This window comes from Quatrionicoccus australiensis (genome assembly GCF_020510525.1).
In the GTDB taxonomy this organism is placed as follows: domain Bacteria; phylum Pseudomonadota; class Gammaproteobacteria; order Burkholderiales; family Rhodocyclaceae; genus Azonexus; species Azonexus australiensis_B.
Genome location: NZ_CP075188.1, coordinates 2,962,788 through 2,977,244, shown reverse-complemented (window position 1 = coordinate 2,977,244; position 14,457 = coordinate 2,962,788). Strand labels below are relative to the sequence as shown.

Annotated in this window: 12 protein-coding genes; 10 read left to right on the top strand and 2 right to left on the bottom strand. The window is 62.8% G+C overall.

Annotation, left to right across the window (positions count from 1 at the left end; translation table 11 throughout):
* Positions 1-41: 41 nt before the first annotated feature.
* Both KI612_RS14220 and KI612_RS14215 read right to left on the bottom strand, forming a co-directional pair.
* Positions 42-704, bottom strand: coding sequence for an OmpA family protein (locus KI612_RS14220; RefSeq protein WP_226440725.1), 663 nt, complete (start codon positions 702-704; stop codon positions 42-44).
* Positions 705-771: 67 nt separating this feature from the next.
* On the bottom strand, positions 772-2,097 hold the full coding sequence (locus tag KI612_RS14215; protein ID WP_226440724.1) for a TRZ/ATZ family hydrolase: 1,326 nt from the start codon (positions 2,095-2,097) through the stop codon (positions 772-774).
* A gap of 98 nt (positions 2,098-2,195) precedes the next feature.
* On the opposite strand from KI612_RS14215, the gene gyrA reads away from it, so the two are divergent.
* From gyrA to KI612_RS14165, 10 genes are all read left to right on the top strand, one after another.
* Positions 2,196-4,853 (top strand): DNA gyrase subunit A, encoded by a 2,658-nt coding sequence (gene gyrA, locus KI612_RS14210; protein WP_226440723.1) that lies wholly within the window; start codon positions 2,196-2,198, stop codon positions 4,851-4,853.
* Positions 4,853-5,938, top strand: a complete 1,086-nt coding sequence (gene serC, locus KI612_RS14205; RefSeq protein WP_226440722.1) for a 3-phosphoserine/phosphohydroxythreonine transaminase — start codon at positions 4,853-4,855, stop codon at positions 5,936-5,938. The genes gyrA and serC overlap by 1 nt, the downstream gene beginning before the upstream one ends.
* Positions 5,939-5,944: 6 nt before the next feature.
* Complete coding sequence (pheA, locus tag KI612_RS14200) at positions 5,945-7,036, top strand: prephenate dehydratase (protein WP_226440721.1); 1,092 nt, start codon at positions 5,945-5,947, stop codon at positions 7,034-7,036.
* Between the two features lie 9 nt (positions 7,037-7,045).
* Positions 7,046-8,134 carry a histidinol-phosphate transaminase gene (gene hisC, locus KI612_RS14195; protein ID WP_226440720.1) on the top strand — a complete coding sequence of 363 codons (1,089 nt, stop codon included), beginning with the start codon at positions 7,046-7,048 and terminating at the stop codon, positions 8,132-8,134.
* Between the two features lie 12 nt (positions 8,135-8,146).
* Positions 8,147-9,016 (top strand): prephenate dehydrogenase, encoded by an 870-nt coding sequence (locus KI612_RS14190; protein ID WP_226444252.1) that lies wholly within the window; start codon positions 8,147-8,149, stop codon positions 9,014-9,016.
* On the top strand, positions 9,016-9,852 hold the full coding sequence (locus KI612_RS14185; protein WP_226440719.1) for a DNA ligase: 837 nt from the start codon (positions 9,016-9,018) through the stop codon (positions 9,850-9,852). Before KI612_RS14190 ends, KI612_RS14185 begins: the two co-directional genes overlap by 1 nt.
* Before the next feature lie 49 nt (positions 9,853-9,901).
* On the top strand, positions 9,902-10,966 hold the full coding sequence (rfbB, locus tag KI612_RS14180; protein ID WP_226440718.1) for a dTDP-glucose 4,6-dehydratase: 1,065 nt from the start codon (positions 9,902-9,904) through the stop codon (positions 10,964-10,966).
* A complete protein-coding gene (gene rfbA, locus KI612_RS14175; RefSeq protein WP_226440717.1) occupies positions 10,963-11,847 on the top strand; it encodes a glucose-1-phosphate thymidylyltransferase RfbA in 885 nt (294 codons plus the stop codon). Before rfbB ends, rfbA begins: the two co-directional genes overlap by 4 nt.
* Positions 11,847-12,395 carry a dTDP-4-dehydrorhamnose 3,5-epimerase gene (rfbC, locus tag KI612_RS14170; protein WP_226440716.1) on the top strand — a complete coding sequence of 183 codons (549 nt, stop codon included), beginning with the start codon at positions 11,847-11,849 and terminating at the stop codon, positions 12,393-12,395. The genes rfbA and rfbC overlap by 1 nt, the downstream gene beginning before the upstream one ends.
* An 80-nt stretch (positions 12,396-12,475) precedes the next feature.
* Complete coding sequence (locus tag KI612_RS14165) at positions 12,476-14,410, top strand: bifunctional 3-phosphoshikimate 1-carboxyvinyltransferase/cytidylate kinase (protein ID WP_226440715.1); 1,935 nt, start codon at positions 12,476-12,478, stop codon at positions 14,408-14,410.
* Positions 14,411-14,457 lie beyond the last annotated feature (47 nt).

The following is a 14,457-nucleotide window of genomic DNA, read 5'->3' as shown; positions in this document are numbered from 1 at the left end:
AAAGCCCCGCACTGCGGGGCTTTTGTTGAAGCGTCGGCAGATTACTTGGTGCCGATGACTTCGATGTCAACGCGACGATCCGGCTGCAGGCAGTCGATCAGGGCCTTGGTCTTGGCATTGCCCTTGCACTTGTCGCCGGTGACCGGTTGCTTTTCGCCCTTGCCTTCGGTGTAAACACGGTTGGCTTCGATACCCTTGGCAACCAGGTATTCCTTGACGGCAGCAGCGCGCTTTTCCGACAGCTTCTGGTTGTAGGCGTCACCACCGATACGGTCGGTGTGGCCAACGGCCAGGATCACTTCGAGCTTGATGGCCTTGGACTTGGCAACGACGTCGTCGAGCTTGGCCTTGCCTTCAGGGCGCAGGACAGCCTTGTTGAAGTCGAACAGGGCGTCGGCAGCGACGGTGATCTTTTCGCCGGACGGCTTCACACCGGCAACGGCCGGAGCTGCAGCGGCGGTCTTGGCGGCCGGGGCGGCACAGGCTTCAGCCGGCAGCAGGTCCTTGTCGCATTCGCAACCGGCCTTGTCCTTGGCGGCAGCAGCCGGGGTCCAGTAGCCATCACGCCAGCACAGGCCGAAACCGCTCTTGACGACGGTGTCGCGTTGGTCGATGGCGTAAACGCGTTCCTGGGCAACAGCGGAGAAGCCGATACCGGCCAGCAGTGCGACAACCAGTGATTTCTTGGCGATGTTCTTGATCATTGTTTTCCCTCGTTGAAGAAAATTTGAAAATCTCTTTGACCCGCGAATTGACCTGAAAACAGGACGCCTAGCGGACTTCCAACCTATTTTGCCATAGGGCAATCGCTGATTCCAAGTCATTTTGGCCGTTGGAGAGTAAAGTTTTGTGCTCTACGCAACACTTTCCGGCCACCCAGACATGCGTGACGCATTCTCGTCCTGCAACATGTACGAGATGTGACACCGGGTCGAAACAGGGTTGGGTTTCCAGGGTGCCAAGGCTGACTGCGCAAAGATCGGCGGCCTTGCCAGGGGTGATGGAGCCGATTTCATGGCCGAGACCCAGCGCGATGGCGCCGTTCAGGGTGGCCATGCGCAGCGCGGCATGGGCGGGCAGGGCGCTGGCGTCACCGGTGCTGCCCTTGGCGAGCAGGGCGGCCAGACGCATTTCACCGAACAGGTCGAGGCGGTTGTTGCTCGCCGCACCGTCCGTGCCGAGTCCGATATTGATGTCCAGTTGTCTCATTCTTGCCACAGGGGCAATGCCGCTCGCCAGTTTCAGGTTGGAAGTCGGGCAGTGCGCGATGCTGCAACCGGTCTTGGCGAGCAGTTGCAGTTCGTCTTCCGTGAGGTGCACGGCGTGTACGCCAATGAAGCCCGGGCCGAGCAGGCCAAGTTTGTGCAGGCGGGCGAGTGGGCCTTGTTGGTATTGCTGTTGGCTTTCCTCGATTTCATGGTGGGTTTCGTGAATATGGCAGTGGATGGGCAGGTTCATTTGCGCCGAGAGCGTCAGGATGCGTTCGAAGGTCGCGTCTGACACCGTGTACGGCGCATGTGGCGCCAGGCAGAAGCTGATCAGCGGGTTGTCCAGCCATTTTTCGCGGACTGCCAGTCCCTTGTTGATGTAATCGTCGGCATCGCTGGCGTAAGGGGTCGGGAATTCGAGTGCCGTGATGCCAAGCGCGGCGCGCATGCCGAATTCGGCAGCGGCAGTGGCGGCGGCATCCGGGAAGAAGTACATGTCGTTGAAGCAGGTGATGCCGCCCTTGAGCATTTCTGCGCAGGCGAGGCGCGTGCCATCGAGCACGAACTGCGGCGACATGTGGGCGGCTTCGGTCGGCCAGATGTGCTTTTGCAGCCAGTCCAGCAGCGGCAGGTCGTCGGCGATGCCGCGCATCAGCGACATTGCGGCGTGGGTGTGCAGGTTGATCAGGCCGGGAATCAGGATGTGGTCATCGAGCTGGACGCGTTGTTCGGCCCGATAGCGCAGGCGAGCTTCTCCGCTGGGTAGCACGGCCAGGATGCGGCCGTTATGCACGGCGACGGCATGGTTTTTGAGCACAACATCGGGGTCGACCGCTGCGACCCAGCGGGATTCGATCAGGAGGTCGATGGATTCAGGTGTTGTTGTCATGGAAAACGGCGTCTGCTCATTGGTTGGGGCGTGGTAAAATAGCAAATTACGCTCAATTCAACCAATAAGGCATCGCGCAAGCGGTGCGATTGTGAGACATGGACCAATTCGCCAAAGAAACTCTGCCGATCAGCCTCGAAGACGAGATGCGGCGTTCCTATCTCGATTACGCGATGAGCGTGATCGTCGGCCGGGCGCTGCCAGATGCGCGCGATGGCCTGAAACCGGTGCATCGGCGCGTGCTGTTCGCGATGCACGAGCTGAACAACGACTGGAACAAGGCCTACAAGAAGTCGGCACGTATCGTCGGCGACGTGATCGGTAAGTACCACCCGCACGGCGACTCTGCAGTCTATGAAACCATTGTTCGCATGGCGCAGGATTTTTCGCTGCGTTACATGCTGGTCGATGGTCAGGGCAACTTCGGTTCGGTCGACGGTGACAGCGCGGCGGCAATGCGTTACACCGAAGTGCGCATGGCCAAGATCGGGCATCAGTTGCTGGAAGACCTCGACAAGGAAACGGTCGATTTCGGGCCGAACTACGACGGTTCGGAAAACGAGCCGCTGGTCATGCCGGCGCGTATTCCCAACCTGCTGATCAACGGCTCGTCCGGGATTGCCGTGGGTATGGCGACCAACATCCCGCCGCACAACCTCAATGAAGTCATTGCCGGTTGCCTCGCGCTGCTCGAGAACCCGGCGATTTCGATCGACGAGTTGATCGAGCACATCCCGGCGCCGGACTTCCCGACTGCTGCGCTGATCTACGGCGTGATGGGTGTGCGCGAAGGTTACAAGACCGGTCGTGGTCGCGTCATCATGCGTGCCCGCACCCACTTCGAAGACATGGACAAGGGCAATGGTCGGCAGGCGCTGATCGTCGATGAAATTCCCTACCAGGTTAACAAGAAGTCGCTGATCGAGAAGATCGCCGAACTGGTCAACGAAAAGAAGATCGAAGGCATCTCGGATATTCGCGACGAGTCGGACAAGTCCGGCATGCGCGTCGTCATCGAACTGAAGCGTGGCGAAGTCGGCGAGGTCATCCTCAATAATCTGTACAAGCAGACGCAGTTGCAGGACACCTTCGGCATGAACATGGTGGCGCTGGTCGATGGCCAGCCGCGCCTGCTCAATCTCAAGCAGCTGCTTGAATGCTTCCTGTCGCATCGCCGCGAAGTGGTTACCCGGCGTACCGTGTTCGAGTTGCGCAAGGCGCGCGAACGCGGCCACATCCTCGAAGGTCTGGCAGTCGCACTGTCCAACGTCGATGAAATCATCGCCCTGATCAAGGCCGCACCGACGCCGCCGGACGCCAAGCGCGGCCTGATGGAGCGCCAGTGGCGCAGCCCGGTGGTTGAGGAAATGCTGGTGCGGGCTTCGTCGGATGCCTCGCGCCCGGACGGTCTGGCGCCCGAGTTTGGTCTGTCGGCGCAGGGGTATCGCCTGTCCGATGCCCAGGCCCAGGCCATTCTCGAACTGCGTCTGCAACGCCTGACCGGTCTCGAGCAGGACAAGATCGTCAGCGAGTACAAGGACGTCATGGCCAAGATCCTCGATCTGCTCGACATCCTGGCCAAGCCGCAGCGCATCACCGAAATCATCGTTACCGAACTGACCGCGATCCGCGAGCAGTTCGGCGACGAGCGTCGCTCCGAAATCGTGCTGCATACGCAGGAACTCGGTATCGAAGACTTCATCACGCCGATGGACATGGTGGTTACCCTGTCGCACGGTGGTTACATCAAGGCTCAGCCGCTTGCCGATTACCGCGCCCAGAAGCGCGGCGGACGCGGCAAGCAGGCGGCTGCGATCAAGGACGAGGATTTCGTCGATCACCTGTTTGTCGCCAATACGCACGATTACATCCTGTGCTTCTCGAATCGTGGCCGCTGCTACTGGCTCAAGGTCTACGAAGCGCCGCAGGGCAGCCGGACCAGTCGCGGCAAGCCGATCGTCAATCTCTTCCCGCTCGAAGAAGGCGAACGCATCAATGCCGTGTTGCCGGTCAAGGAATTCTCCGACGACCAGTACATCTTCATGGCGACCGTCATGGGTACGGTCAAGAAAACGCCGCTGTCCGACTTCTCCAACCCGCGCAAGGCCGGCATCATCGCCGTGGCGCTGGACGAGGGTGACATCCTGGTCGGCGTTGAACTGACCACCGGCCAGAGCGACATCGTGCTGGTGTCGGATGCCGGCAAGGCGGTCTGGTTCGACGAAGAAGATGTTCGTCCGATGGGTCGCGGTGCCCGCGGTGTGCGCGGCATGAAGCTGCAGGAAGGCCAATCGGTCATTTCGCTGCTGGTCGCCGAGAGCGATCAGGCGACGGTGCTGGTGGCGACCGAGAATGGCTACGGTAAACGTACCGTTCTGGCCGATTTCCGTCATTCCGGCCGCGGTACCCAGGGCGTGCGCGCCATTGCCGACAGCGAGCGCAACGGCAACGTGGTTGGTGCCAAGCTGGTGGGTGACGACGATGAAATCATGCTGATCACCACCGGCGGCGTGCTGATTCGCACCCGCGTCGCGGAAATTCGCGGCATGGGCCGGGCCACGCAGGGCGTGACGCTGATCTCGCTTGATGAAGGCGAAAAGCTGGCCGGCCTCGAAAAGGTTGCCGAATCGGTTGCCGAGGTTGATGCCGAAGCCGAAGCTGAAGTCGCTGCCGAGGCAACTGCTGAAACGCCGGCCCCGGCTGGCGATGAAGCGGCAGCAAGCGAAGGTGAGAGCAACGAAGGTGGAGAGGTCTGATGACTCGAATCTGGAATTTCAGCGCCGGTCCGGCTGCGCTTCCTGAAGAAGTTCTCAAGCAGGCGCAGGAAGAGCTGCTCGACTGGCATGGTGCCGGTTGCAGCGTCATGGAAATGAGCCATCGCGGCAAGGAATTCATGTCCATCCTTGAGCAGGCCGAAGCCGATCTGCGCGAGTTGATGGGGATTCCTGCCGGCTACAAGGTACTGTTCCTGCAGGGCGGCGCGACGCAGCAGTTCGCGCAGATCCCGATGAACCTGCTGGCCGGACGTTCGGCCGACTACATCGTGACCGGTTCGTGGTCGAAGAAGGCCTACAAGGAAGCGCAGCGCATCGGTACGGTACGGTGTGCCGCGACCACCGAGGAGAGCGGTTTCACCCGTCTGCCGACGGCTGAGGAAATCAAGCTCGACCCGTTTGCCGCCTACCTGCACGTCTGTACCAACGAGACCATCCATGGTGTCGAAATTCCTGCGCAGCGCATCGCCGATACCGGTGTGCCACTGGTGGTCGACATGTCGTCGCACATCCTGTCGCGCCCGGTCAATGTCGAGAAATTCGGCCTGATCTATGCCGGCGCGCAGAAGAACATCGGGCCGTCCGGCCTGACTCTGGTCATCATCCGTGAAGACCTGCTCGGCATGGCGCCGCTGACCATTCCGACCGTGATGGATTACGCGGTGATGGCCGAGAACGGCTCGATGCTGAACACGCCGCCGACCTACGGCATCTACATCGCCGGCCTGGTTTTCCAGTGGCTGAAGAAGCAGGGCGGTCTGGCCGGCATCGATGCGGTCAACGCCGAAAAAGCACGCATTTTGTACGACGCCATCGATCAGTCGGGCGGCTTCTACCGCAATCCGGTCGATCCTGACTGTCGTTCGCGCATGAATGTGCCTTTCGTGCTCGCCAATCCCGAACTCGATGCTGCCTTCCTGGCCGAGTCGAAAGCGGCCGGCCTGGCCTCGCTGAAGGGCCACAAGTCGGTTGGCGGCATGCGCGCCTCGATCTACAACGCCGTGTCGCTGGAGGCCGTGCAGGCGCTGGTGGCCTTCATGAACGATTTCGCCCAACGCAAGGCTTGACCCCGCATGAGTGACGCTCTTACCCAGGCCCTGGCCGGCGTCCGCGCCGAAATCGACGGCATCGATGCCGAGTTGCTGCGCCTCCTGAATGCTCGCGCCCGTTGCGCCCAGAAGGTCGGCGAAATCAAGGCCGAGCATGGTGCAGCCGGCCATATCTACCGTCCCGAGCGCGAAGCGCAGGTGCTGCGTCGTTTGCAGGAGGCCAATCCCGGCCCCTTGCCGGGCGAGAACATCACCTTCTTCTTCCGCGAAGTGATGTCGGCCTGCCTGTCGCTCGAAGAGCCGCTCGGCATCTCCTTCCTCGGGCCGCTCGGCTCGTTCACCGGCAGCGCCGCGACCAAGCATTTCGGGCACGCCGCCCGCCTGCTGCCGCAGGCCTCGATCGACGACGTCTTCCGCGAAGTCGAATCCGGGCATGCGCATTACGCCGTGGTGCCGGTCGAGAACTCGACCGAAGGTGCGGTCGGTCGCACCATGGATCTGCTGCTCGGTACGCAACTCAAGATCTGTGGCGAAGTGGTGCTGCGCATCCACCAGAACCTGCTCTCGAACGAGACGGATCTCGGCAAGATCACCAGGATTTATTCGCACGCCCAGTCACTGGCGCAGTGTCACGAATGGCTGAATCACCATCTGCCGGGCGTGCCGCGCATTTCGGTGGCGAGCAACTCGCTGGCGGCGCAGATGGCAGCGGAAGAGTCCGGTGTCGCGGCCATTGCCGGCGAGGCCGCGGCCGAGCGCTTCAAACTGCCCAAACTGGTCGAGAACATCGAGGACGAGCCGAACAACACGACGCGCTTCCTGGTGCTCGGCAAGCACGATGCCGGTCCGTCCGGGCGCGACAAGACCTCGCTGATCATGTCGGCGCCGAACCGTACTGGTTCCCTGCATGAACTGCTGCTGCCCTTCTCGCAGAGCGGCGTCTCGATGTCGCGCCTCGAGTCGCGGCCGGCACGCAATGCGCTGTGGGAATACGTTTTCTACGTCGATGTCGAAGGGCATCGCGAAGAGCCGGCCGTCAAGGCGGCGCTCGACGGGCTGGCCAAGAACGCCGCCTACCTGAAAATTCTCGGGTCCTACCCGCTCGCCGTTTACTGAGGAATACTGATGAGTCTTGTCGAACAGGCGCTGCCCTACGTGCGCGCCATTTCTGCCTACCAGCCGGGCAAGCCGATCACCGAACTGGTCCGCGAAATGGGCATTCCGGTTGACAGCATCGTCAAGCTGGCTTCCAACGAGAATCCGCTCGGCATGAGCCCGAAGGCGAAGCTGGCCGTTCAGGCGGCGATTGACGGTATCGAGCGCTATCCCGATCAGTTCGACCTGATCAAGGCGGTGGCGACCCGGGCTGGCGTGGCGCAAGGCCAGGTCGTGCTCGGCAATGGTTCGAACGACGTGCTCGACCTGATCGCCCGCGTCTTCCTGGCGCCGGGCCGTTCGGCGATCTTCGCCCAGCATGCCTTCGCGGTTTATCCCCTGGCGACGCTGTCGACCGGTGCGGAACTGATCGCCGTGCCGGCCAGGGATTACGGTCACGACCTCGCCGCGATGCGTGCCGCGATCCGCCCCGATACGCGCCTGATCTGGATTGCCAATCCGAACAACCCGACCGGCAACTTCCTGCCCTATCCGGAAGTGCGCGCCTTCCTCGAAAGCGTGCCGAAGGATGTCGTCGTCGTGCTCGACGAGGCCTACAACGAGTACCTGCCGCCCGCCGACCGCGTCGATGTCGCCGGCTGGATCAAGGAATTCCCGAATCTCGTGGTCTGCCGCACGCTGTCCAAGATCTACGGCCTGGCCGGTCTGCGCATTGGTTACGGGCTGGCTTCGCCGGAAGTGGCCGACCTGATGAATCGCGTCCGCCAACCGTTCAACGTCAACAACCTGGCGCTGGCCGGAGCGATTGCGGCGCTTGATGATGATGAATTCCTGCAGGCGAGCTACGAGCTGAACCGCAGCGGCATGACCCAGATCGTTGCCGGTCTGGAAAAGCTCGGTCTCGAGTACATCAAGCCGCACGGCAATTTCGTCACCTTCAAGGCGGGCGATGCGGCGTCGGTCAACCAGAAGCTGCTGCAGCAGGGCGTCATCGTCCGGCCGATTGCCGGCTACGGCCTGCCGGAATGGCTGCGCGTGACGATCGGCACCGCGGCCGAGAACTCCAGGTTCCTGGAGGCCCTGGATAAGGCCCTCTGAATGGCGGCCGGCATGCCCGAGTTCGGCAAGGTCATCATCTTCGGCACCGGCCTGATCGGCGGTTCCTTTGCATTGGCCTTGAAAGAAGCCGGGGCGGTCGAGGAAGTTGTCGGTTTCGGCCGCACGCCGGCCACCTTGCGGGCGGCGCAGCAACTGGGTGTGATCGACCGGGCCGGGATCAATCCGACGCATGAAATCGAGGAAGCCGACATCGTGCTGCTTGCGACGCCGGTCGCCCAGATGCCGGAAATTTTCGAAAAAATCGCACCGTATCTCGGCCCGAATACCATCGTCACCGATGGCGGTTCGACCAAGGGCGATGTCGTCGCCGCGGCGCGGGCCGGGCTCGGCGACAAGATCAGCCAGTTCGTGCCGGCGCACCCGATTGCCGGTGCCGAAAACAGCGGTCCGGCGGCGGCGCGCTGGGATCTCTATCAGGGCAGGAAGGTTGTTGTCACGCCCCTGCCCGAAAACAGCGACGACACGCTGGACCGCATCAAGCGCGCCTGGTCGCTGTGCGGCGCCGACATCTACGAGCTGACGCCGGAAGCGCACGACCGCGTCTTCGCCGCAGTCAGCCATCTGCCGCACCTGCTCTCCTTCGCGCTGGTGCATGATCTCGCCGTGCGTGAGGATGCCGACATCTTCTTCACCTTCGCCGCTTCGGGCTTTCGCGATTTCACGCGCATCGCCGCCAGCCATCCGGAAATGTGGCGCGACATCTGTCTCGCCAATCGTGCGGCATTGCTCGGCGAACTCGATTCCTACCGCGCGCAGCTCGACGAATTGCGCGCGGCCCTGGCGCGCAACGACGGGGCGCGTCTCGAGGAAATCTTCGGCATCGCCCGCCAGGCGCGCCGCGACTGGGCCGGCGAGGACTGATGCGACGCCTGCTGAGCGCCTTGCTGCTCGGCGTGACGCTGCTGCTGCCGGCGTTCGCGGCAGGCGAGGTGCCCGTCATTTTGCTTGCCGAAATCTATCGCGGCCAGGTCGATGTTTCCCGTTATCTGGTCAGCGAAAAACTCGATGGTGTGCGGGCGATCTGGGATGGTGAAGTCCTGCGGTTTCGCAGCGGCAATGTGGTGCCGGCTCCGGCCTGGTTTCTGGCCGGTTTGCCGAAAACGCCGCTGGACGGCGAGTTGTGGCTGGGGCGCGGCCAGTTCGAGCGCCTGTCCGGCATCGTCCGGCGCGAACAGCCGGATGACGCCGAATGGCGGGCGGTGCGCTACATGATCTTCGAACTGCCCGGCGCGCCCGGTAGTTTCAGCGAACGCGCCGTGGCAATCCGGCAACTGGTGGCGCAGGCCGGTGTGCCCTGGCTGGCTGAAATCGGGCAATTTCCGGTGGTCGACCGGGCGGAACTCGAAAAACGCTTCAAGGCCGTCGTTGCGGCCGGCGGCGAAGGCCTGATGCTGCATCTGGCGGACGCACCCTATGTCACCGGGCGTAGCGACGTGCTGCTCAAGATGAAGCCCTGGGCCGATGCCGAGGCTGTGGTCATCGCGCATCTGCCGGGCAAGGGCAAGTATCTCGGTCAGCTCGGCGCCCTGCGCGTGCGTACGCCGGACGGGCGCGAGTTTGCGCTGGGCAGCGGCTTGAGCGATGCGCAACGGCGCGACCCGCCGCCGCTCGGCGTGACGGTGACTTATCGCTACCGCGACCTGACCGCCAAAGGTCTGCCGCGTTTTGCCAGCTTCCTGCGGATACGTCAGGAATGAGGGCGGGGCGCGTTAAAATTCGGGATTACTTCAGGGTGGACTGTTTCTCATGATCCTCGTGACTGGCGGTGCCGGCTTCATCGGCAGCAATTTCGTCCTCGACTGGCTGGCCGGCAGTGCCGAGGCGGTCGTCAATCTCGATGCGCTGACTTATGCCGGCAACCTCGAAAACCTGGCCAGTCTAAAGGATGATCCGCGTCACATCTTCGTCCATGGCAGCATCGGCGACACCGCGCTGCTCGGTCGTCTGCTCGCCGAACACCGGCCGCGTGCCATCGTCAATTTTGCCGCCGAATCGCATGTCGACCGCAGCATTCATGGCCCGGAAGATTTCATCCAGACCAACATCGTTGGCAGCTTTCATCTGCTCGAAGCCGTGCGCGCCTACTGGAACGGCCTGCCAGCGGTCGACCAGGCGAATTTCCGCTTTTTGCATGTGTCGACCGATGAGGTTTACGGTTCGCTCGGCAAGGACGATCCGGCCTTCGCCGAAAGCAACCGCTACGAGCCGAACAGCCCGTACTCGGCGAGCAAGGCGGCGAGCGATCACCTGGTGCGCGCCTATCATCACACCTACGGCCTGCCGGTGCTGACCACCAACTGCTCGAACAATTACGGCCCCTACCACTTCCCGGAAAAGCTGATTCCGCTGGTCATCTTCAACGCGCTGGCCGGCAAGGCACTGCCCATCTATGGCGACGGCCAGCAGATTCGCGACTGGCTCTACGTCAAGGATCACTGCAGCGCCATCCGCCGCGTGCTCGAAGCGGGCCGGGTCGGCGAGACCTACAACGTCGGCGGCTGGAACGAGAAGCCCAATCTCGACGTCGTGCATACGCTGTGCGCTATGCTCGACGAACTGCAGCCGCGCACCGACGGCCAGCCCTATCAAACGCAGATCACCTACGTCACCGACCGCCCCGGGCACGACCGTCGTTACGCGATCGATGCCTCCAAGCTCGAGCGCGAACTGGGCTGGAAACCGGCCGAAACCTTCGAGACCGGCATCCGCAAGACGGTGCAGTGGTATCTCGCCAACCAGGCCTGGGTGAATAACGTCACCAGCGGCAGCTATCGCCAGTGGCTGGACAAAAACTACGGAGCACGCGCATGAGCAAACGCAAGGGCATCATCCTCGCCGGCGGTTCCGGTACCCGGCTCTATCCGGCGACGCTGGCAGTCTCCAAGCAGCTGCTGCCGATCTACGACAAACCGATGATCTACTACCCGCTGACCGCGCTGATGCTGGCCGGCATGCGCGACATCCTGATCATCTCGACGCCGCAGGACACGCCGCGCTTCGCGCAACTGCTCGGCGACGGCAGCCAGTGGGGCATCAATCTGAGCTATGCCGTGCAACCCAGTCCGGACGGCCTGGCGCAGGCCTTCATCATTGGCGAGGACTTCATCGCCGGCGACAATGCCGCGCTGGTGCTCGGCGACAACATTTTCTACGGTCACGAGTTCTACAAGCTGCTCGCCAATGCCAGCGAGCAGGAGCAGGGTGCGACGGTGTTTGCCTACCACGTCACCGATCCCGAGCGTTATGGCGTGGTTGCCTTCGATGCCGCCGGGCGGGCGACCAGCCTGGAAGAAAAGCCGCTGCAGCCGAAGTCGAATTACGCGGTGACCGGTCTGTATTTTTACGACAGCCAGGTCGTCGATGTTGCCAAGAGCATCCGGCCATCAGCGCGCGGTGAGCTCGAGATCACCGATGTAAACCGGATCTACCTCGAGCAAGGCAAGCTTAACGTCGAGATCATGGGGCGCGGCTATGCCTGGCTTGATACCGGCACGCACGAGTCTATGCTCGAAGCCAGCCAGTTCATCGCCACCATCGAGAAACGCCAGGGTCTGAAGGTGGCCTGTCCGGAAGAAGTGGCTTTCCGTAAACAATGGATTGGCGCTGCACATCTCGAGCAATTGGCCCAGCCCCTGGCCAAGAATGGCTACGGCCAGTACCTGCTCGCCCTGCTGCGTGAAAGGTCGTTCTGATGCAGGTAATACCGACCGGAATCCCTGACGTACTGTTGATCGAGCCGAAAGTCTTCGGCGACGAGCGCGGCTTTTTCTTCGAAAGCTTCAACGCGCGGGAATTCGCGGAGGCCACCGGTATCGAGCGCCAGTTCGTCCAGGATAACCACTCGAAATCGGCGCAGAACGTGCTGCGCGGTCTGCATTACCAAGTCGGCAAGCCGCAGGGCAAGCTGGTGCGGGTCGTGCAGGGTGAGGTTTTCGACGTAGCGGTCGACCTCCGGAAAAGTGCCAAAACCTTCGGGCAATGGGCCGGGGTCAGGCTCAGCGCGGAAAACAAGAAGCAGTTGTGGATTCCCGAGGGCTTTGCACACGGCTTCCTGGTGCTCAGCGAAACGGCGGAATTTCTCTACAAAACCACCGACTATTACGATCCGGCCAGCGAGCGCTGTCTGCGCTGGGACGATCCGGCAGTCGGTGTCGCCTGGCCGCTGCCGGCCGGTGCCCCGCTGCTTTCTGCGAAGGACCGGCAGGGGCTCGATCTCGCGGCCTGCGAAAAATTTTCCTGAAGCGGCTGGCCATGCGGCCCGGCCGGTAACGAATCAGGCGGGCGCCCAGTGCGGCGCTGCCATTGCAAACGGAGTTGTCCTTGAGTACTGAATTTCTCGATCTTCCCCAGTTGATCTCGGCCGGCGGCACGGTGCGCCTGCCCGGTTCGAAGAGCATTTCCAACCGCGTGCTGCTGCTTGCGGCGCTGGCCGAGGGGGCAACCGAGGTGCGCGACCTGCTCGCCTCCGACGATACCGAACGCATGCTCGATGCGCTGAAGACGCTTGGCGTCGGTGTCGCCTCGCTGGGGGGCGAAAACTGGACGATCACCGGCTGCGGCGGGCATTTCCCGGTGCGCCAGGCGGAGCTTTTTCTGGGCAATGCCGGCACGGCCTTCCGGCCGCTGACCGCGGCGCTGGCGCTGGCCGGCGGCGATTACGTCTTGAAGGGCGTCGCCCGCATGCACGAGCGGCCGATCGGCGATCTGGTCGATGGTCTGCGTCAGCTCGGCGCCGACATCAGCTATCTCGGCAACGACGGCTTCCCGCCGCTGCAGCTCAAACCGGCCGCGATCCAGCCGGGCGGTGTGGTCAAGGTGCGTGGTGACGTCTCCAGCCAGTTCCTGACCGGCCTGCTCATGGCCTTGCCGCTGACCGGCGAAACGGTAGCGGTCGACGTCGTCGGCGAGCTGATTTCCAAGCCTTACATCGAGATCACGCTGGCGATCATGGCGCGCTTCGGCGTCGTCGTCGAGCGCGACGGCTGGCAACGTTTCACCGTCAAGGCGGGCAGTCGCTACGTCTCGCCGGGTACCATTTACGTCGAGGGCGATGCTTCGTCGGCTTCCTACTTCCTGGCGCTCGGCGCCATCGGCGGCGGGCCGGTGCGCGTCGAAGGCGTCGGCAGCGAATCGATCCAGGGCGACGTCAAGTTTGCCGAAGCGCTGGCGCAGATGGGCGCCGTCATCACGACCGGCCCGAACTGGATGGAAGCGCGTGCGCCGCAAGGCGGCCTCGTCGCGGTCGACCTCGATTGCAACCACATTCCCGATGCGGCAATGACGCTGGCCACCGCCGCGCTGTTCGCCAGGGGCACGACCACGCTGCGCAACATCGCCAGCTGGCGCGTCAAGGAAACCGACCGCATCGCCGCGATGGCGACCGAGCTGAAGAAGCTCGGTGCCGAGGTCGAGGAGGGCGCCGACTACATCCGTGTCACGCCGGCCAGCCTGCAGCCGGCCGCGATCGACACCTACGACGATCACCGCATGGCGATGTGCTTCTCGCTGGCGGCCTTTGGTACGCCTTTGCGCATCAATGATCCGAAATGCGTCGGCAAGACCTTCCCCGATTATTTCGCCTGCTTTGCCAAGGTGAGCAAGGCGGCGCCGGTGATCGCCATCGACGGTCCGTCGGCTTCTGGCAAGGGCACGGTCGCGGCGCGCGTCGCGGCAGCCCTGGGTTATGACTATCTGGATTCCGGGGCGCTTTACCGGTTGACCGCGCTGGCGGCACAAAAAGCCGGCGTCGACTGGGCGGACGAAAGCGGTGTCGCCGCCATCGCGACGCGGCTTGATGCCGAATTCACGGCCGGCGATATCCGTCTCAACGGCGAGCTGGTCGGCGATTCGATCCGGACCGAGGAAATCTCGGCCGGCGCCTCGAAAGTCGCTGCCCTGCCGGCGGTGCGCGACGCGCTGCTGTTCCGTCAGCGCACCTTCAATCGCGCACCGGGCCTGATCGGCGACGGGCGCGACATGGGCTCGGTGGTTTTCCCGCAAGCGCCGCTCAAGGTCTTCCTCACGGCCAGTGCCGAGGCGCGCGCCGAACGCCGTTATAAGCAGTTGATCGAAAAAGGATTCTCTGCTAATCTCGCGGACCTTCTGTTAGACCTGCAGCAACGTGACGAACGGGATTCCCAGCGTAGCGTGGCGCCGCTCAGACAGGAGGCAGATGCCAAGTTGCTTGATACGACAGGCCTCACCATCGAACAGGCGGTGAACCAGGTGCTGGCGTGGAGCAAGGAAGCAATGTAGCAAGGTGTTGCCGGCCGACGGGCCGGCGATATGTTTTCAACTCTAAC